General features: G+C 72.3%; 14 protein-coding genes. 12 read left to right on the top strand and 2 right to left on the bottom strand.

All coding sequences use genetic code 11. The annotated features are described in order from the left end of the window. Positions 1-172 precede the first annotated feature (172 nt). Positions 173-1165 carry a 4-hydroxy-3-methylbut-2-enyl diphosphate reductase gene (locus B8281_RS16445; protein WP_034651469.1) on the top strand — a complete coding sequence of 331 codons (993 nt, stop codon included), beginning with the start codon at positions 173-175 and terminating at the stop codon, positions 1163-1165. A 45-nt stretch (positions 1166-1210) separates the two neighbouring features. Here the strand turns inward: B8281_RS16445 and rmuC are convergent, their stop codons facing one another. Next, positions 1211-2719 (bottom strand): DNA recombination protein RmuC, encoded by a 1509-nt coding sequence (gene rmuC / locus B8281_RS16440; protein WP_085388272.1) that lies wholly within the window; start codon positions 2717-2719, stop codon positions 1211-1213. A 119-nt stretch (positions 2720-2838) separates the two neighbouring features. Between rmuC and B8281_RS16435 the strand changes: the two genes are divergently transcribed. The 6 genes from B8281_RS16435 (at position 2839) to B8281_RS16410 (ending at position 11395) form a co-directional block, all read left to right on the top strand. Beyond that, positions 2839-3705, top strand: coding sequence for an ABC transporter ATP-binding protein (locus B8281_RS16435; protein WP_085388271.1), 867 nt, complete (start codon positions 2839-2841; stop codon positions 3703-3705). Then, complete coding sequence (locus B8281_RS16430; RefSeq protein WP_085388270.1) at positions 3687-5273, top strand: hypothetical protein; 1587 nt, start codon at positions 3687-3689, stop codon at positions 5271-5273. Before B8281_RS16435 ends, B8281_RS16430 begins: the two co-directional genes overlap by 19 nt. A 51-nt stretch (positions 5274-5324) precedes the next feature. Beyond that, positions 5325-6410: a redox-regulated ATPase YchF gene (ychF, locus tag B8281_RS16425; RefSeq protein ID WP_034651448.1), complete on the top strand. Its 1086-nt coding sequence runs from the start codon at positions 5325-5327 to the stop codon at positions 6408-6410. A 326-nt stretch (positions 6411-6736) separates the two neighbouring features. After that, positions 6737-8593, top strand: a complete 1857-nt coding sequence (locus tag B8281_RS16420; protein ID WP_085388269.1) for an ABC transporter family substrate-binding protein — start codon at positions 6737-6739, stop codon at positions 8591-8593. Positions 8594-8831: 238 nt separating this feature from the next. Continuing rightward, positions 8832-10361: an ABC transporter permease gene (locus tag B8281_RS16415; RefSeq protein WP_021482266.1), complete on the top strand. Its 1530-nt coding sequence runs from the start codon at positions 8832-8834 to the stop codon at positions 10359-10361. Then, the gene (locus B8281_RS16410) at positions 10358-11395 is read left to right on the top strand and encodes an ABC transporter permease (RefSeq protein WP_085388268.1); all 1038 of its coding nucleotides are present in this window, start codon (positions 10358-10360) and stop codon (positions 11393-11395) included. Before B8281_RS16415 ends, B8281_RS16410 begins: the two co-directional genes overlap by 4 nt. A 65-nt stretch (positions 11396-11460) precedes the next feature. Here the strand turns inward: B8281_RS16410 and B8281_RS16405 are convergent, their stop codons facing one another. Continuing rightward, positions 11461-12039, bottom strand: a complete 579-nt coding sequence (locus B8281_RS16405) for a PH domain-containing protein (RefSeq protein ID WP_081599989.1) — start codon at positions 12037-12039, stop codon at positions 11461-11463. A 65-nt stretch (positions 12040-12104) separates the two neighbouring features. On the opposite strand from B8281_RS16405, the gene B8281_RS16400 reads away from it, so the two are divergent. The 5 genes from B8281_RS16400 to B8281_RS16380 all read left to right on the top strand — a co-directional run bounded on the left by B8281_RS16400 (position 12105) and on the right by B8281_RS16380 (position 19564). After that, positions 12105-13937 carry an ABC transporter ATP-binding protein gene (locus B8281_RS16400; RefSeq protein WP_034651454.1) on the top strand — a complete coding sequence of 611 codons (1833 nt, stop codon included), beginning with the start codon at positions 12105-12107 and terminating at the stop codon, positions 13935-13937. A gap of 157 nt (positions 13938-14094) precedes the next feature. Next, positions 14095-15987, top strand: a complete 1893-nt coding sequence (locus tag B8281_RS16395) for a BCCT family transporter (protein WP_085388267.1) — start codon at positions 14095-14097, stop codon at positions 15985-15987. 182 nt (positions 15988-16169) lie between these two features. Next, positions 16170-18080, top strand: a complete 1911-nt coding sequence (gene typA, locus B8281_RS16390) for a translational GTPase TypA (RefSeq protein ID WP_021479795.1) — start codon at positions 16170-16172, stop codon at positions 18078-18080. Positions 18081-18093: 13 nt separating this feature from the next. Next, a complete protein-coding gene (locus B8281_RS16385; RefSeq protein WP_232322601.1) occupies positions 18094-19104 on the top strand; it encodes a PIG-L family deacetylase in 1011 nt (336 codons plus the stop codon). A gap of 10 nt (positions 19105-19114) precedes the next feature. Continuing rightward, complete coding sequence (locus B8281_RS16380) at positions 19115-19564, top strand: hypothetical protein (protein WP_185981318.1); 450 nt, start codon at positions 19115-19117, stop codon at positions 19562-19564. The last annotated feature ends 25 nt before the right edge of the window (positions 19565-19589 follow it).

Here is a 19589-nt window from a genome sequence, read left to right as displayed (position 1 = left end):
GCGGGACGTGACGACGTCGGGGCCGGGCCGTGGGTGAGCGGGCTCACCGGGGTCGGGCGACCGCCGCTCGCCTAGACTCGGGAGCGTGAGCGTCCTCCCCGCCGGCTCGTCCGCGTCCCCGACCGACCGCCCCGTCGCGACCCCTGCCGTCGACGGGACCCGCAAGCGCGTCCTGCTGGCGGCGCCGCGCGGCTACTGCGCGGGCGTCGACCGCGCCGTCGTCGCGGTCGAGAAGGCGCTCGAGCACTACGGCGCGCCGGTCTACGTGCGCAAGGAGATCGTGCACAACAAGTTCGTCGTCGAGACGCTCAGCGAGCGCGGCGCGATCTTCGTCGACGAGACCGACGAGGTGCCCGAGGGCGCGCGCGTCGTGTTCTCCGCCCACGGCGTGTCACCCGCCGTGAAGGCGGCCGCGGCCGCGCGCAACCTCGACACGATCGACGCCACGTGCCCGCTCGTGACGAAGGTGCACAAGGAGGCCGTGCGCTTCGCGAAGGACGACTACGACATCCTGCTCATCGGCCACACGGGCCACGAGGAGGTCGAGGGCACCGCGGGGGAGGCCCCCGACCACGTGCAGGTCGTCGACTCGCCCGACCACGTGGACGACGTCGTGGTCCGCGACCCGGACAAGGTCGTGTGGATCTCCCAGACGACGCTCTCCGTCGACGAGACGATGGAGACGGTCCGCAGGCTGCGGGAGAAGTTCCCGACCCTCCAGGACCCGCCGAGCGACGACATCTGCTACGCGACGCAGAACCGCCAGGTCGCGGTCAAGAAGCTTGCTCCCGACGCGGACGTGGTCATCGTGGTCGGCTCGGCGAACTCGTCCAACTCCGTGCGCCTCGTCGAGGTCGCGCTCCAGGCGGGGGCCGGGGCGTCGTACCGCGTCGACCACGCGAAGGAGATCGACCCGGCCTGGCTCGACGGCGCGACGACCGTGGGCGTGACCTCGGGCGCGTCCGTGCCGGAGATCCTCGTGGACGACGTGCTCGCCTACCTCGCGGAGCGCGGGTTCGGCGCGGTCGAGGAGGTCCGCACGGCGACGGAGGACCTCATGTTCTCGCTGCCGCGCGAGCTGCGCGCCGACCTCAAGGGCTCGACGGCCGACGGCGGGCGCCCCACCCGCGGCGGCCGCACCTCGCTCTCCGTCCAGCCCGTCTGACGCCCGCGCCGGAGCCTTCCGCGGCCGTCGGCCCCGGGGGAGCGTTCAGGCGCTCGCCCCGCCGGCCGACGGCTCCCGCCGAGGCTCGTCGCGGTCGTCGGGGCGCTCGTCGATCGCGACCACGGACTCGTTGACGGACGCGAGCAGCTCGGGCGCACTCACCGCGCTGAGCTGCGGGTTCACCGTCGGGGGCGTCGTCAGCTCGTCGTCGACCACGTGCAGGTCCGCGAACCGGCGCGCGCTGACGAGCACGCGCGTCTCGAGCGAGCCGACCGTCCGGTTGTAGGAGTCCGCGGCGCTCTGGAGCTGGCGCCCGAGCTTCGCCAGGTGCGACCCCATGACCGCGAGCCGCCCGTGGAGCTCCTTGCCGAGCGTGAGGACCTGCTGCGCGTTCGTGGCCAGGGCGTCCTGCCGCCACGCGTAGGCGATCGTCCGCAGCATCGCGACCATCGTCATGGGCGTCGCGATGACGACGTTTTTGGACACCGCGTGCTCGAGGAGCGACGGGTCCTGCTCGACCGCGGCCGAGAGGAACGACTCCGCCGGGACGAACATGACGACGAACTCCGGTGCCGGGCCGAACTGGTCCCAGTAGCGCTTGGCGCCGAGGTCGTCGACGTGCTTGCGCATGTGGCGGGCGTGGGCGGCCAGGCGGTCCGCGCGCACGGCCGGATCGGTGGCGCCCTGCGCGTCGAGGTAGCCGAGGAACGCGACCTTCGCGTCGACCACGACCTGCTTGCCGCCCGCGAGCCGCACGACCATGTCCGGGCGCAGCGCGCCGTCGTCGGTCGCGACCTGGTCCTGCTCGACGAAGTCGACGTGGGGGAGCATGCCCGCCGCCTCGACGACGCGGCGGAGCTGGAGCTCGCCCCACGCGCCCCGCACCTGCGACGAGCGCAGGGCCGTCACGAGCTGCGACGTCTCGGCGCGCAGCAGCTCGGACGCGTCGCGCACCCCGCGCACCTGCTCCGCGAGGCTCCCGTGCGCGGCGAGGCGGGCCCGCTCGGCCTCGGCGACCTCCGCGCGCACCTTCTCCAGCGCCCCGGCGAGCGGCTCGACCAGGTGGCGCACGGCCTCCTCGCGGCGCGCGAGCTCGGCCGCCCCCTGCTCCTGGCTGCGCCGCATGCGCTCCTCCGCCTGCACGAGGAACTGCTCCGTGCCCGCGGCGAGCACCTTGCGCGAGAGCGCCTCGAACTGGGCCTCGAGCCGCCGGTGGTCGCCCTGGACCTCCGCGACGCGGCGCTCGGCCGCGGCCCGCAGCTCCGCGAGCTGCTGCTCGTGGGTGGCCCGGGCGAGGTCGAGCCGCTCGTCCGCGCTGCGCTGGGCCGCGCCGAGCTGGCGCGCGAAGCCCTCGCGCTCCGCCTCGAGCCGTTCGGCGAGGCCCGCGCCGCGCGCCGCGTCCTGCTGCGCCTGGCCCAGGAGCTGGGTGAGACGGCGGACCTCCGCGCCCGCGGCGTCGGGCGAGGCGCGCCGCACCGCGAGCACGAGCGCGGCGCCGACCACCAGCCCCAGCACGAGTCCGACGGCGAAGAGCAACCATCCCGAGGAGTCCATGGCCGCACCCTCCCACGGGGCACCGACAGCACGGCCGGTCGGCGCGCGGGCGGGCGCCGTCGCGCAGGTCGTGACAAAAGGCACCGCCCCGCGGCCGAGGGCTCGGCTACCTTGGCGCCATGGTCGATCCCCACCCCGCCCCACCTGTCGCGCCCGTCCCCGGCAGCGTGCCGGGCGCCGCGCCCGACCCCCGGCCCACGGCTCCGCCGGGACAGCCCGCGCCCCCGGACCCCACCGCCGCGCTGTCCCTGCGCGCCCTGTGGAAGCGCTTCGGGGAGAAGATCGCGGTCGCCGGCATCGACCTGGACGTGCCGGCGGGCTCGTTCTACGGGCTCGTGGGCCCCAACGGCGCCGGCAAGACGACGACGCTCTCCATGGCGACGGGCCTCCTGCGGCCCGACGCCGGCTCCGCGCACGTCCACGGGACGGACCTGTGGGCCGACCCGGTCGCGGGCAAGCGCCAGCTCGGCGTCCTGCCCGACGGCGTCCGGCTCTTCGACCGCCTCACCGGCGCCCAGCTCGTGACCTACGCGGGCCTGCTGCGCGGCATGGACCGCGACACGGTGGCGGAGCGCACCACGGAGCTGCTCGCGGCCCTCGACCTCGCGAAGGACGCCAACACGTTCGTCGTCGACTACTCCGCGGGCATGACGAAGAAGATCGCGCTCGCGACCGCGCTCATCCACGCGCCGCGCACGCTCGTGCTCGACGAGCCGTTCGAGGCCGTCGACCCGGTCTCCGCGGCCAACATCCGCGACATTCTCGCCGGCTACGTCGCCAGCGGCGGGACGGTCGTGGTGTCGTCGCACGTCATGGACCTCGTCCAGCGCATGTGCGACCACGTGGCGGTCGTCGCGGGCGGGCACGTCCTCGCGGCCGGCACCGTGGACGCGGTGCGCGGCGACCAGAGCCTGGAAGACCGGTTCGTCGAGCTCGTGGGCGGTCGGCAGAGCACGGAGGGCCTCGCGTGGTTGCGCAGTTCGTAAGGCTCAAGCTCACGCTCATGGGGAACTCGTTCCGCCGGAGCGTGTGGCAGACCATCGGCTTCGTCGTCGGGGTCCTCTACGGGCTGTTCGTCGTCGGGATGCTCGTCGTCGGGATGGTCGTCCTCGGCACCGAGGACGCCGCACTCGCGGGCTCGATCACGATCCTCGCCGGGGCGCTCGCCGTCCTCGGGTGGTGGGTGATCCCGCTCTTCGCGTTCGGCGTGGACGCGACCCTCGACCCGCAGCGCTTCGTGCTGTTCGGCATCCCGCAGCGCCGGCTGCTCGCCGGCCTCGCCGTCGCGGGCGTCGTCTCGATCCCGGGCATCGTCACGGCCCTCGCGGCGCTCGGCGCGTCGTTCGCGTGGTGGCGCACGCCCCTCGCGGTCCTCGCCGCGCTCGTGGGAGCCGTGGTCGCGGTCGCGCTGTGCGTCGTCGGCTCGCGCGCGACGACGACCGCGCTGGCGCCCCTGCTCGAGTCGCGGCGCTACCGCGAGGTCGTGACGATCGCCGCGTTCGTGCCGCTCGTCCTCATCGGGCCCGCGTTCGCGTGGCTGGGGTCCCAGCTGGGCGGGGGCCCGGTCGACGGCGACGCGGTGCGCGGCATGGTGACGCGCCTCGCCGACGTCGCGGCCTGGACGCCGTTCGGCGCGCCGTGGGGCCTCGGCGCCGCGGTGCACGACGGCGCGTGGGGCCTCGCGCTCGCGCGGCTCGTCGTCGCGCTGGCGACCCTCGCGGTCGCGTGGGTCGTGTGGGACAAGGCGCTCGCGCGCGCCCTCGTCACGCCGCCCACCTCCGGCGGGGGCGGCCGCGCCAAGGGCCTCGGCTTCTTCTCGCGCTTCCCGGCGACGCCCACGGGCGCCGTCGCCGCGCGCACGGCCACCTACTGGCTGCGCGACCCGCGCTACTCCGGGTCGATCGCGGTCGTGCCGCTCATCCCCGTCGTGCTGCTCGTCGTCGGCGGCGGCACCGGCTCGGAGATCTTCCTCGCGCTCGCGCCCTTCACGGCGTGGATCCTCGGCTTCTCCATCTCGGCCGACATCGCCTACGACCACACCGCGTTCGCGCTCCACGTGTCGTCGGGCGTCCCCGGGCGGGCGGACCGCTGGGGCCGGGCGCTCCCCGTGCTCGTCGCCGGCGGCGCCGTGTCCTTCCTGTTCGCGGTGGTCTCCGTCGCGGTGGCCGGGCGCTGGGACGCGCTGCCCGCGCTGCTCGGCCTCACCGCGGGCGTGCTGCTCACCTCGACCGGCATCTCCAGCGCGACGTCGGCGCGCCTGCTCTACCCGGTGCCCAAGCCGGGCGACAGCCCGTTCAAGCAGCCGCAGGGCGCCGCGATGGCGACCCTCGTCGCCCAGACGGTCGCGATGCTCCTCGTCCTGGCGCTGTCCCTCCCGTTCCTCGTCCCGGGCGTCATCGCGATCGTCGCCGACCTGCCCGTGCTCGGGTGGGTCACCCTCGCGGTGGGCGTGGTCGTGGGTGCCGTGGTGCTCGTGCTCGGGGTGCGGTGGGGTGCCCGCACGTACGACCGCCGGGCACCCGAGCTGCTCCAGCGCGTGCTGTCGTACGCCTGACGCGCGGGCCGGGACCGCGCGCCGCGGTCCCGGCCCGTAGACTCGGCCGACGTGGCACTCACTATCGGCATCGTCGGCCTGCCCAACGTCGGCAAGTCCACCCTCTTCAACGCCCTGACGCGCAACCAGGTCCTCGCCGCGAACTACCCGTTCGCGACGATCGACCCGAACGTCGGCGTCGTGTCCCTCCCGGACCCGCGCCTCGACAAGCTCGCCGAGATCTTCGGCAGCCAGCGCGTCCTGCCCGCCACGGTGTCGTTCGTCGACATCGCGGGCATCGTCAAGGGCGCGAGCGAGGGGGAGGGGCTCGGCAACAAGTTCCTCGCGAACATCCGCGAGGCCGACGCCATCTGCCAGGTGACGCGCGCGTTCTCCGACCCGGACGTGGTCCGCGTCGAGGGCTCGACGGACGCCGAGGGCGACATCGAGACCATCAGCACCGAGCTGATCCTCGCCGACCTCCAGACGCTCGAGAAGACGGTCCCGCGCCTCGAGAAGGAGGTCCGGATCAAGAAGGGCGACGCCGCCCTCCTCGACGCGGCCCAGAAGGCCCAGGCGGTCCTCGAGGCCGGCACGACCCTCTTCCAGGGCGCGGCCGCCGCGGGTCTCGACCTCGCGGACGTCGCGAGCCTGCAGCTCCTCACGGCGAAGCCGTTCATCTACGTCTTCAACACCGACGACGCGGGCCTCGCCGACGAGGACCTCCAGGCGCGCCTGCGCGCGCTCGTCGCGCCCGCCCAGGCGATCTTCCTCGACGCCAAGTTCGAGTCCGAGCTCGTCGAGCTCGAGCCCGACGAGGCGAAGGAGATGCTCGCGGAGTCGGGCCAGACCGAGGCCGGCCTCGACCAGCTCGCGCGCGTCGGCTTCGACACGCTCGGCCTGCAGACGTACCTCACCGCCGGGCCCAAGGAGGCCCGCGCGTGGACCATCCGCAAGGGGTGGACGGCGCCCCAGGCGGCCGGGGTCATCCACACCGACTTCGAGCGCGGCTTCATCAAGGCGGAGGTCGTCTCGTTCGAGGACCTCGTCGAGACCGGCTCCGTCGCTGCGGCGCGCGCCGCGGGCAAGGCGCGCGTCGAGGGCAAGGACTACGTCATGGCCGACGGCGACGTGGTGGAGTTCCGCTTCAACGTCTGAGACGCAGGTCACAGCCCTGGACGCCCGCCGCATCGTGAGACGCGGCGGGCGTCCACGCGTCCGGGGCCGGAGGTTTCGCGCGTGTTTCCCGGCCGTCGCGGCCCGGAAACGCGCCCGTACCGGCCAGTATCAACTCGGTAACGATCACCTGCCGCAACCGGGCAAGGGGGAGATCCTTCGCAACTTGCTGGGTAGCGTGGCCTCAAACCGTGGTGGGCATGCCCGTCCACGCGCGCCGACCCCCGGGCGAGCGCGCGAGCGACGGGGCGGCCGAGGGGCGATCGACGCCCGCTCGTCCGCGCCCACCATCCCTTGGAGGAGGAACATTGAAGATCAGGCGCACGAGTGCCGCCCTGGCCGTGACGGTCACGGGGGCGCTGCTGTTCTCGGCGTGCAGCGGCACGTCGGGTGAGGGCGAGACCGACGGCGGCGACGACGCGGGCATCAACACCGCGACCGCCGTCACCGTCGCGTGGGAGGCTCCGCTCAACGAGCTCAACCTGAGCTCCCAGAACGGCAACGCGACGCAGAACGCCGTCATCAACTACATGCTCAACTCGGGCTTCAGCTACTACGACGCCGACCTGAACATCGTCAAGGACGAGTCGTTCGGCACGTACGAGAAGCTCTCGGACGACCCGCTGACGGTGAAGTACACGTTCGGTGACGACACCAAGTGGTCGGACGGCACGCCGGTCGACGCGACGGAGATCCTGCTGGACTGGGCCGGTCAGTCCGGCAAGTTCAACACGGTCGAGGCCCAGACGGACGAAGAGGGCAACGTCACGAACCAGGCCGAGGTGGACGCCGGTGTCTACTTCGACGGCTCGGACCCGGGCGTCGCGCTCATCTCGCAGAACCCCGAGATCTCGGACGACAACAAGTCGATCACCGTCGTGTACGACAAGCCGTTCGGTGACTGGGAGCTCAGCTGGACGAACGAGTTCGTCCCGGCGCACGTCGTGGGCCAGAAGGCGCTCGAGATCGAGGACCCGGAGGAGGCCAAGGCCGCCGTCCGCGACGCGATCCTCAACAACGACACCGCGGCGCTGGCGAAGATCTCGAAGTTCTGGAACGAGGGCTTCGAGTTCACCTCGCTGCCGGACGACCCGTCGCTCTACGTCTCCAACGGCGCCTACACGCTGGAGGAGTACAAGGAGAACCAGTACCTCACGCTCAAGGCGAACCCGGACTTCAAGGGCAAGAACAAGGGCTCGGTCGAGACGATCACGGTCCGGTACATCGACGACCCGATGGCCCAGGTCCAGGCGCTCGAGAACGGTGAGGTCGACCTGATCGGCCCGCAGGCCTCCGCGGACGTCCGCACGGCGCTCGAGGGCCTCGACGGCGTCGAGACCCACTCGGGCATCGAGGGCACGTACGAGCACGTCGACCTGGTCTTCCAGAACGGTGGTCCGTTCGACGCCAACACCTACGGTGGCGACGCCGAGAAGGCCAAGGCCGTGCGCCAGGCGTTCCTGCTGACGATCCCGCGCCAGACGATCGTCGACAACCTCATCAAGCCGCTGAACCCGGACGCCGAGGTGCGCAACTCGAACATCCTGCTCCCGGGGTCGCCGAACTACGACCAGATGGTCGCCGAGAACGGCTCCGACTTCTACCCGCCGGCGGGTGACATCGAGAAGGCGAAGCAGCTGCTCGCCGACGCCGGCGTCGCCACCCCGGTCAAGGTGCGCTTCGCGTACAACAACGAGAACACGCGTCGCGTGAACGAGCTCGCGCTCATCACCGACACCGCGGCGCAGGCCGGCTTCGAGATCGTCGACACGGGCCGCCCGGCCGCCGAGTGGGGCACGCTCCTCGCCACCGGCCAGGACCAGTACGACGCGTCGCTCTTCGGCTGGCAGTCGACCTCGACCGCGGTCACCGAGTCGGACGCGAACTTCCGCTGGGCGCCGAACCCGGGCGTCAACAACTACGGCAAGTACGACAACCCTGCCGTGGACGCCGCGCTCGACAAGCTCCAGGTCTCGACGGACCCGGAGGAGCAGTTCCAGCTCCAGCTCGAGGTCGAGAAGAACCTCTGGGCCGACGGCTTCGGCGTGACGATCTTCCAGTTCCCCGCCATCCAGGGCTGGGACGAGAACCTGAAGGGCGTCGAGTCGATCACGATCAGCCCGACGATCTTCCACGGGTTCTGGAACTGGACGTTCGAGGGCTGAGTGCCCTGAGTCCGTGACGCGCCCTGCCGCCGCCCCGTGCGGCGGCAGGGTCGTCCAGGTGTGAGACCGGGGGTCCCGGCGGCTTTCCGCCCGGGGCCCCCGGTCCTCGCGTGCACCCGCCCCGACGCCCAGACCCGCGGCGTCCCGGGCCCTCGGTTCACGACCACGCGAGACCCGCGCGTAGAATCGACCGGCCCCTGACCCGGGGTCCCTACCGACCAGCGAGGTAAGACCTCCGATGTTCTCCTTCATCTCGCGGCGTGTGCTGGCAGGGTTGGCGACCCTCCTCGTGTCCACGTTCGCGATGTACCTGCTCGTCGACGCCGCGATCCGGCCGTACATCTTCGCGGATCTCGAGTCGAGCACGAAGCCCAACAAGGCCCAGCTGATCGCCCAGCGCACCGCCGACCTCGATCTCGACACCCCGTCGGTGATCCGCTACTTCAAGTGGCTCGGCGACTTCGTGACCGGTGACCTCGGCACGGCCTGGCAGAGTGGCCAGTCCGTCTCGACCCTGCTCCAGGGCGCGGTCATCTCGACGATCCAGCTCGTCGCCGCCGCGACCGTCCTTGCCGTGGTCTTCGGCGTCATGGTCGGCATCGTCAGCGCGCTGCGGCAGTACAGCACCTTCGACTACCTGACGATCTTCGTCTCGTTCGTGCTCTACTCGCTCCCGGCCTTCTGGGTCGCCGTCCTGCTCAAGCAGTGGGGCGCGATCGGCTTCAACGACTTCCTCCGCGACCCGAACCTCTCGATCCTCGTGATCGTGGGCATCGGCGCGATCTCCGGCCTGCTGTGGTCCCTCGCCTTCGGCGGGACCGCGCGGCGGCGGCTCACGGTCTTCGGCCTGGGCTTCGCGGCGAGCGCGCTCGCGCTGCTCTACCTGCAGCTCTCCGGCTGGTGGGAGAAGCCGAACCTCGGGCCGGTCATCATCGTCGTTACGGGCGCCGCGCTGGCCTTCGCCATCACCGCGCTCGTCTCGGGCCTGAAGAACCGCCGCGCCCTGTACGCGTCGCTCACCACGGTCCTGATCGGGGTCGTCGTCTACTTCCCGATCCAGTCGGTCCTCAAGCAGGTCGACAACTGGTGGATCGTGCTGGTGCTCGCCGTGGTCACCGTCGGCGTCGGCATCGGGGTCGGGTACGCGTGGGGCGGTCCCGACAAGGGCGTGTCCGCGCGTGCTGCGGCCATCACCGCGTTCCTCGTCGGGTCCATGGTCTTCGTCGACAAGGTGATGTCGGTCTGGCCCGCGTACTTCGGCGCACCGGCGATCAACGGCCGGCCCATCCCGACGATCGGCAACAGCACGCCGAACCTCGGCGGCAACTTCTGGGTGCAGGTCCTCGACCAGTACACCCACCTGCTGCTCCCGACGATCGCGCTCGTGCTCATCCAGTTCGCCGGGTACACCCGCTACTCGCGCGCGAGCATGCTCGAGGTGATGAGCCAGGACTACATCCGCACGGCGCGGGCGAAGGGTCTGCCGGAGCGGACCGTCGTCATGCGCCACGGGTTCCGCAACACGCTGATCCCGCTCGCGACGATCGTCCCGATCGACGTCATCACGCTCCTGGGCGGCGCGATCATCACCGAGAAGGTGTTCGCCCGGCCCGGCATGGGCCTGCTCTTCCTCAACGCGCTGCAACGCGGCGAGATCGACCCCGTCATGGCGTACCTCGTCATCGTCGCGGCCCTCGCCATCATCGCCAACATCGTGGCTGACCTCATCTACGCAGCCCTCGACCCGCGGATCCGGGTGAACGCATGACCAACACACCGAACGACGCGTCGCAGAGCGGCGCGGTCGAGAACCAGATCGAGCTGCGCGAGGTCGAGGGCCTGTCCCAGGGCCAGATCGTCCGCCGTCGCTTCTTCCACCACAAGGGCGCCGTGGTCGCGCTCGTCGTGCTGATCGGCATCGTCGCGCTCGCGATCACCTCGATCGGCATCGGCGGCTGGCAGGGCTGGTACGCCTACAAGCCGTCCGGGCAGGGGTCCACGTACCCCCTGGTCAACGGCGGTGCACCGTCCGAGGCGCACATCTTCGGCCAGGACGAGGCAGGTCGTGACGTGTTCGCCCGCGTCATGCAGGGCACCCAGACCTCGTTGCTCGTCGTGCTCTCCGTCGGCGTCATCGCGACGATCGCGGGCGTCCTCGTCGGGGCGCTCTCCGGGTACTACCGCGGTCGTACCGACTCGTGGCTGATGCGGTTCACGGACCTCATCATCACGATGCCGGTCATCGTCATCGGTGCGGTGCTGGCCCTGCTCTCGGGCGGCAGCAACGCGCTCATCCTCGGGGCGTTCCTCGGGCTCGTGCTGTGGCCGCCGCTCGCGCGCCTCGTGCGCGGCGAGTTCCTCTCGCTGCGCGAGCGCGAGTTCGTCGACGCCGCCCGGGTCGCGGGCGCGAGCGACCGGCGGATCATCTTCAAGCACATGCTGCCGAACGCGGTCGGCGTGATCATCGTCAACGTCACGCTGCTCATGAGCTCGGCGATCCTGCTGGAGACCGCGCTGAGCTACCTCGGCGTCGGCATCCAGGCGCCGGCGACCTCGCTCGGCAAGCTCATCAGCGACTACCAGGAGGCGTTCGCGACGCGTCCGTGGCTGTTCTGGTGGCCGGGTCTGTTCATCGTCGCCATCGCGCTGTGCGTCAACTTCATCGGTGACGGCCTGCGCGACGCGTTCGACCCCCGTCAGAAGCGCATCCCCTCGGAGCGCAAGATGGCCCGTGCGAAGCGCGTCGCCCGCCCGACGGCCGCCACGGCGCCGAGCGCGACCGGCGAGGCCGGGGCCAGCTGATGACCGCCGTCGTCGCCGCCCGCCCGGGAGGTCGTGGACCTCTCGGGCGGCGCGGCGCGCCGCGGTCAGGCGGTGAGCGCCACGACCGTCCCCACCGCGAGCGCGCCCAGCACGGCGAGCTGCACGACGTGCCACGTCGTGCGGGCGCCGGGGGCGCCCTGGACCGCCCGGTCGAGGTGGCCGGCCGCCGTGAGCATCGCGTGGCGCTGTGTCACGGCGTCGGCCACGGCCTCGGCGCTCGCGCCGGTGACCACCTGCTCCTGGCCGACGGCGCGCCGTCGCGAGCTGCGCAGCCAGCGGGCCGTGCCGCTCGAGCGGGGCGCGGACCACGCGGTCACGCGTCCGCCGGCGTAGCGCACCTCGAGCGAGTAGCGGGTGTCGACGCCCTCGTACGCCGTCCACGGCACGTGCACGGTGCGCGTGACGTTGCGGACCTCGACCCCGCCGTCGGACACCTCGACGGCGGGACGCCAGAACAGCATCCAGACGAGGTACGTCACGAGCGCGGCGGGCACCAGTGCGCCGACGACCGCGCCGACGTCCCCCGTCAGGGCCGTGCTCACGCCCAGGGCGACGGCGACGACGCCCGTCGCCACCGTGAGAACTCGGCCGTACGTCGAACGGAAGACCAGCGTGGGACCCATGCGCCCATGCTCGCAGAGTCGCGGCGCCACGAGCGCCGGCTCCGGCAGGAAGGACACTGATCAGCGTGGCCATCGAGACGTCTCCCGCGGCCCCGGCCGCGCGCCAGGGCAGCCCCGTGCTGACCGTGCGCAACCTCGGCGTGGACTTCTACGTCGACAAGGCCTGGTACCCCGCGGCCGCGGACGTGAGCTACGACCTCCACTCCGGTGAGGTCCTCGCGATCGTCGGCGAGTCCGGCTCGGGCAAGTCCCAGTCGTCGCTCGCGCTGCTGGGCCTGCTCCCGCCGAACGGCCGCGCCAGCGGCTCGGCCAAGCTCGGCGACCGCGAGCTCATCGGCATGTCGCACGGCTCGCTGCGGCATGTCCGCGGCAAGGAGATCTCCATGATCTTCCAGGAGCCGATGACGGCGCTGAACCCCGTCTACACGGTGGGCTTCCAGATCGTGGAGACCATCCGGACGCACTTCAACGTCGGTCCCGCCGACGCGAAGAAGCGTGCGATCGAGCTCCTGCGGCTCGTCGAGATCCCCGAGCCCGAGCGCCGGTTCGACGCGTACCCGCACCAGCTCTCCGGCGGTCAGCGCCAGCGCGCGATGATCGCGCAGGCCCTCGCGTGCGACCCGAAGCTCCTCGTTGCCGACGAGCCCACCACGGCGCTCGACGTCACTGTCCAGGCGGAGATCCTCAAGCTCCTGCGCGACCTGCGCTACCGCGTCGACGCGGCGATCATCCTCATCACGCACGACATGGGCGTGGTCGCCGACATGGCGGACTCGATCATGGTCATGAAGGACGGCCAGGTCGTCGAGCGCGGCACGTCGGCCGAGATCTTCGGCAACCCGCAGCACCCGTACACGGTGCGCCTTCTCGAGGCCGTGCCGCACCTCGGCTCCAAGCGCGGCACGACGACCGCCACGGACCGCGTGCCGGCGGGCGCCCCGGTCCCGGAGCGGCCGCTCGTGCTCGACGCGCAGGACATGGTCATCGAGTACCCGGGCCGCGGCCGGCAGGCGGCGTTCCGGGCGGTCGACGAGGTCTCGCTCCAGATCCACCAGGGCGAGGTCGTCGGCTTGGTCGGCGAGTCCGGCTCCGGCAAGACGACGATCGGCCGCGCGGCCGTGGGTCTGCTGCCCGTCACGGGCGGCTCGCTGAAGATCGTCGGGACGGACATGGTGGGCGCCCGGCCCAAGGACCTCAAGCCGCTGCGCACCGAGGTCGGCATCGTCTTCCAGGACCCGGGGTCGTCGCTCAACCCGCGCCTGCCCATCGGCGAGTCGATCGGCGAGCCGCTCATGCTGCACAAGGGCGTCAAGGGCAAGGAGCTCAGCCGTGAGGTCGAGCGCCTGCTCGACCAGGTCGAGCTTCCCCGGGCGATGCGCAACCGCTACCCGCACGAGCTCTCCGGCGGTCAGCGCCAGCGCGTCGGCATCGCGCGGGCGCTCTCGCTCGAGCCGAAGCTGCTCGTCGCGGACGAGCCGACGTCGGCCCTCGACGTGTCGGTCCAGGCGAGGGTCCTCGACCTGTTCACCGACCTGCAGCGCGAGCACGGGTTCGCGTGCCTGTTCATCTCGCACGACCTCGCGGTCGTGGAGCTGCTGTCCGACCGCATCGCCGTGATGCACAAGGGCAAGCTCGTCGAGGTGGGCGACACGTCGCAGATCGTGCACGAGCCGAAGCACGCGTACACGCAGCGCCTGCTCGCCGCCGTCCCCGTCCCGGACCCGGCCGCGCAGCGCGAGCGCCGCGCCGCGCGCGACGCCCTCCTCGAGGCCGCCGCCCGCGACATCGCGAACGACGAGGTGTCCTCGCTGGCGGACGAGGAGCGCGCGCTCGCAGCGGCGCGCGAGGACGTGGACCACGAGCGCAGCGCCCCGCCCACCGCGGGCGCCGGCTTCTGACCGCACGCTCCACGGCTCGCTGAGCCCTCACGACGCCCCGGGGGCGGCCGCGCACGCGGCCGCCCCCGGGGCGTTCCCGCTGCCAGGACCGGCGTTGTTGCTGCCGGGGCGGGCGTTCCGGTTGCCGGGGCCCGCGCGTCCGACAAGCCTTGAGACCATGAACGCCCCGCACCACGAGACGCCCCGCGAGCCAGCACGTGACGAGGAGGCCGCGCCAGCGCCCGACGGGGGAGGGGCCGACGCGCCCCGCGACGGGGGCGCCGCGACGACCGGCGCCGCGACGACCGACGCCGCGACGGCCGATGCCGTGGCGACGGACGCCGTCGGGCCGGGCACCGGCTCCGCGCCGGTCGTGTCCTCGCACGATCCCGACGCCCCGCGGACGGGTCGGCCGGACCCGCGCGTCTTCTACCCGGCGGCGGGCATCATCCTGGTCTTCGTCCTGCTCACGGTGCTGTTCACGGACACCGTCACGTCCGTCATGGAGACCCTGCAGTCGGACGTGATCGGCGCCTTCGGGTGGTACTACGTCATCGTCGTCGCCGGCTTCGTGGTCTTCTCGCTGTGGATGGGTCTGAGCCGGTTCGGCGACATCGTGCTCGGCAAGGACGAGGAGACCCCGCTCTTCCGCCTGCCCGTGTGGTTCGCGATGCTGTTCGCCACCGGGATGGGTATCGGCCTCGTCTACTGGGGCGTCGCCGAGCCGCTCTCGCACTACGTGAACCCGAAGCCCGGCGTCGAGGGGAGCGACGCGTCGCTCGCGCAGGCCGCGATGGGGCAGAGCTACCTGCACTGGGGCATCCACGCGTGGGCGATCTACGTCGTCGCGGGCCTCGCGCTCGCGTACGCGATCCACCGCAAGGGCCGCCCCGTCTCGATCCGCTGGGCCCTCGAGCCGTTGTTCGGCGACCGCGTGAAGGGGCGCCTCGGCGACGTCATCGACGTCGTCGCGATCATCGGGACCGTCTTCGGCGTCGCGACGTCGCTCGGTTTCGGGGTCCTCCAGATCGCGGCCGGACTCGGGTACCTCGACGTCGTCGAACCGAGCACCGCGCTCGAGATCGGGCTCATCGCCGCGATCACGGCCCTCGCCACGCTCTCCGTCGTCTCGGGCCTGGGCAAGGGCATCAAGTGGCTGTCGAACGGCAACATGGTCCTCGCCGGCGTCGTGCTGGCGCTCGTGCTGGTTCTCGGCCCGACGCTGTTCCTCCTGCGCGAGTGGGTCCAGTCGCTCGGCTACTACCTGCAGAACGTCGTGCGCCTCACGTTCGACACCACCGCCTTCCAGGGCCAGGCCGGCCTCGAGTGGCAGTCGCAGTGGACGATCTTCTACTGGGGCTGGTGGATCTCCTGGGCCCCCTTCGTCGGGGTGTTCATCGCCCGGATCTCGCGCGGTCGCACGGTCCGCGAGTTCGTCCTCGGCACCCTCCTCGTCCCGACGATCGTCACGACGCTCTGGTTCTCCGTGTTCGGCGGGTCGGCGCTGTACCGCGAGCTCATGGAGCCCGGCAGCATGCTCGTCGACGGCGAGGTCGACACGGACACCGCGCTCTTCCAGCTGTTCGACGGCCTGCCTCTCGGGAACGTCCTCGCCGTGGTGGGGATCGTGCTCATCGTCGTCTTCTTCGTGACGTCGTCGGACTCCGGCTCGCTCGTCGTCGACATGCTCGCGAGCGGGGGTAACCCGAACCCGCCCACCTGGAGCCGCATCTTCTGGGCGGGTACTTCCGGCCTGCTGGCCATCGCGCTCCTGCTCGCGGGCGGTCTCCAGGCGCTGCAGACGGCGGCGATCCTCATCGCGCTGCCGTTCTCCGTGGTGATGATCGGGATGGCGGTGTCCACGGTGCGTGCGCTCCGGGTCGAGCACGCCGCGATCCTGCGCGCCGAGCGGCGCGCGGCGCGCGCCGCCCTCACCGAGCACGTGACGACGCGCGTCTCGGAGTCGATCTCCGAGCAGTGGGAGGAGCTCTACCCCGACCGCCCGGACCGGTGGCGCGCGCTCGTGCGTCGGCCGCGGCGCAAGACGCCCTCCGGAGGAGGCACCTCCTGAGGAGGCACCTCCGAACGGTGCACGACGGCGGGCATGGTGTCCCGAGCGCGGACCCGGTAGGATAGCCGGGCCCGGGTGACGGCCCGTGCTCCGTGATGCTGCGGCGGGCCGAGCCCGCCGTCGTGCGCGCTGAGGTGGCCGGCCGTCGTCGCCCCTCGTACCCCACGAAATGAGAACCGTAGATGTCTGTGCGCTCCGACCTGCGCAACGTGGCGATCGTCGCCCACGTCGACCACGGCAAGACCACGCTCGTCGACGCGATGCTGCGCCAGTCCGGCGCCTTCTCCGCGCACCAGCACGTGGACGAGCGCGTCATGGACTCCGGTGACCTCGAGCGCGAGAAGGGCATCACCATCCTCGCGAAGAACACCGCGGTGCGGTACGCCGGCCCGGCGGCCGCCGCGGTGGGCGAGCCCGACGGCATCACGATCAACGTCATCGACACCCCGGGCCACGCCGACTTCGGCGGCGAGGTCGAGCGCGGCCTGTCCATGGTCGACGGCGTCGTGCTGCTCGTGGACGCGAGCGAGGGCCCGCTCCCGCAGACCCGGTTCGTGCTCCGCAAGGCGCTCGCGGCGAAGCTCCCGGTGATCATCGTCGTCAACAAGGTCGACCGGCCCGACTCCCGCATCACCGAGGTCGTCGCCGAGGCGACCGACCTGCTGCTGGGCCTCGCGTCCGACCTCGCGGACGACGTGCCGGACCTCGACCTCGACGCGATCCTCGACGTCCCGGTCGTCTACGCGTCCGCGAAGGCCGGCCGCGCGTCGCTCGACCAGCCGCTGGACGGCCAGCTCCCCTCGAACGAGGACCTCGAGCCCCTGTTCACGACGATCCTCGAGAAGATCCCCGCGCCGACGTACGACGAGGGCGCGCCGCTCCAGGCGCACGTGACCAACCTCGACGCCTCGCCGTTCCTCGGGCGCCTCGCGCTGCTGCGCATCTTCAACGGCGAGCTCCGCAAGGGCCAGGTCGTCGCGTGGGCGCGCCACGACGGCACGCTCCAGAGCGTGAAGATCACCGAGCTGCTGGAGACGAAGGCGCTCGACCGCGTCCCCACGGACAAGGCCCGGCCCGGCGACATCGTCGCCGTCGCGGGCATCGCGGACATCACGATCGGCGAGACGCTCACCGACCCCGACGACCCGCGCCCGCTGCCGCTCATCACGGTCGACGACCCGGCCATCTCGATGACCATCGGCATCAACACCTCGCCGCTCGCGGGCAAGGGCGGCAAGGGCCACAAGGTCACGGCCCGCCAGGTCAAGGACCGCCTCGACGCCGAGCTCGTCGGCAACGTGTCGCTGCGCGTGCTCCCGACCGACCGCCCCGACGCGTGGGAGGTCCAGGGTCGCGGCGAGCTCGCGCTGGCGATCCTCGTCGAGCAGATGCGCCGCGAGGGCTTCGAGCTCACGGTCGGCAAGCCGCAGGTCGTCACGCGCACGATCGACGGCAAGACGCACGAGCCGATGGAGCGCATGACGATCGACGTCCCCGAGGAGTACCTCGGCGCGGTCACCCAGCTCCTCGCCCAGCGCAAGGGCCGCATGGAGACCATGTCGAACCACGGCACGGGCTGGATCCGCATGGAGTTCATGGTCCCGGCGCGCGGCCTCATCGGGTTCCGCACGCGGTTCCTCACCGAGACGCGCGGCACCGGCATCGCGTCGTCGATCTCCGAGGGCTACGAGCCGTGGGCCGGCGCGATCGAGACCCGCACCACGGGCTCGCTCGTCGCCGACCGTGCGGGCAAGGTGACGCCGTTCGCGATGATCAACCTCCAGGAGCGCGGCTCGTTCTTCGTCGACCCCACGCAGGAGGTCTACGAGGGCATGATCGTCGGCGAGAACTCGCGCAACGAGGACATGGACGTGAACATCACCAAGGAGAAGAAGCTCACGAACATGCGGTCCTCGACGGCCGACAACTTCGAGAACCTCGTGCCGCCGCGCCACCTCACGCTCGAGGAGTCGCTGGAGTTCGCGCGCGAGGACGAGTGCGTCGAGGTCACGCCCGAGGTCGTCCGCATCCGCAAGGTCGTCCTCGACCAGACCGAGCGCGCCCGCGCGGTCTCGCGCGCGAAGCGCGCCTGACGCCACCCCCGGGGTGACCGTCCCGCAGAGGCAGCAGGCCGCCGTCGTGCCCGACGGCGGCCTGCTGGCCGTCCACGCCCACCCCGACGACGAGACCCTGGCGACGGGCGCGCTGCTCGCGACCTGGGCTCGCGCGGGGGAGCCGGTCACCGCCGTGACGTGCACGCGGGGAGAGCGGGGCGAGGTGATCGACACGCCCGCGCACCCGACGGGCGTCGGGCACCTCGAGGGCGACGGGCCCGCGCTCGCGGCGTTCCGCGAGACCGAGCTCGCCCGCGCGCTCGCCGCGCTGGGTGTGCGGGACCACGTCTTCCTCGACACCGTCACGAGCCCGGTCGAGCCGTCCGACGGCGGCGCGACCGTGCGGTTCGAGGACTCGGGCATGGCCTGGGTCGCGCCGGGCGTGGCCGGCGGGGTCGCGACCGAGCAGCTCCCGCCGCGCGCGTTCGTCGGCGTCCCGCTCGACGAGGCCGCCGCCCGCCTGGCGGCGGTGGTCCGGGACCGGCGTCCCGCCGTCGTGGCGACGTACGAGGCGGGCGGCGGCTACGGCCACCCCGACCACGTCCGGGCCCACGATGTCACGGTCCGCGCGCTCGAGCTCCTCGCCGCGGACGGCGAGCCGCTGCCCGCGCTGTGGCAGGTCGTCGCCCCCGAGACCACGGTGCGCGCGGCACGCCGCGCCCTCGCCGAGCACCCCGGCGCGCTCGAGCTGCTCGCGGCCGACGCGCGGCTCACGCTCCCGGACCCGGACGAGGCGCTGCCCCCGCTCGCGCGTCCCGACGCGTCGCTGCCCGCGCTCGTGAGCGTGCCGGTGGGGCCCGTGCTCGACGACGTGCTCGGCGCGATGCGCGCGCACGCGACACAGGTCCAGCACGTGACGGCCGCCGCGGGGGGCGAGCCGGTGCTGCTCGGGTGGTACGCCCTGAGCAACGACGTGCTGGCGCCCGTCCCTTCACACGAGTTCTACGCTCCCTCCGGCCCTGCTCTCCCGGGCGACCAGGTCCCGCCCGGACCCACGCGTTAGCCTGGGGCCCGTGGAGACCGGTACGGGGCGGCTCGTGGGCCGCGGGGTGGCGTGCGCGCTCGTGGGCGCGCTCGTCGGGCTCGTCGGCACGGTCGCGCACCGGGCGCACCTCCTGGGCGTCGACCTCCCGGGCGGGGCCGGGCTCGGCATCGTGCTCGCCCTGCTCACCGTCCTCGCGGCGGCCACCCTGGCCCGCGCCTGGGGCGGGATGGCGGGTCTCCTGGGCTTCGGCATCGGGTGGGTCGTCGTCGTGCAGCTCCTCTCGCTCGAGGGGCCGGGAGGCGACGTGCTCGTCCCGAGCGAGCCCGTCGGGTACGTCTGGATCTACGGCGGCATGCTCGTGGTCGCCGCGGCGGCCTTCCTGCCCCGGTCGTGGTTCAGCGACCGCCCGGTCCGCACGGCCCAGCACGGGCGTCCCACCAGGCACGACGGACCCGAGAACCCCCTCGCGTCCCGCTAGTATTCGCCGTGCGGATCCCCGCACA

It is taken from the genome of Cellulosimicrobium sp. TH-20, assembly GCF_002105775.1.
Lineage (GTDB): Bacteria > Actinomycetota > Actinomycetes > Actinomycetales > Cellulomonadaceae > Cellulosimicrobium > Cellulosimicrobium funkei.
Note: the sequence above shows the minus strand (reverse complement) of the source record. Positions and strands in the feature narration are given on the sequence as shown.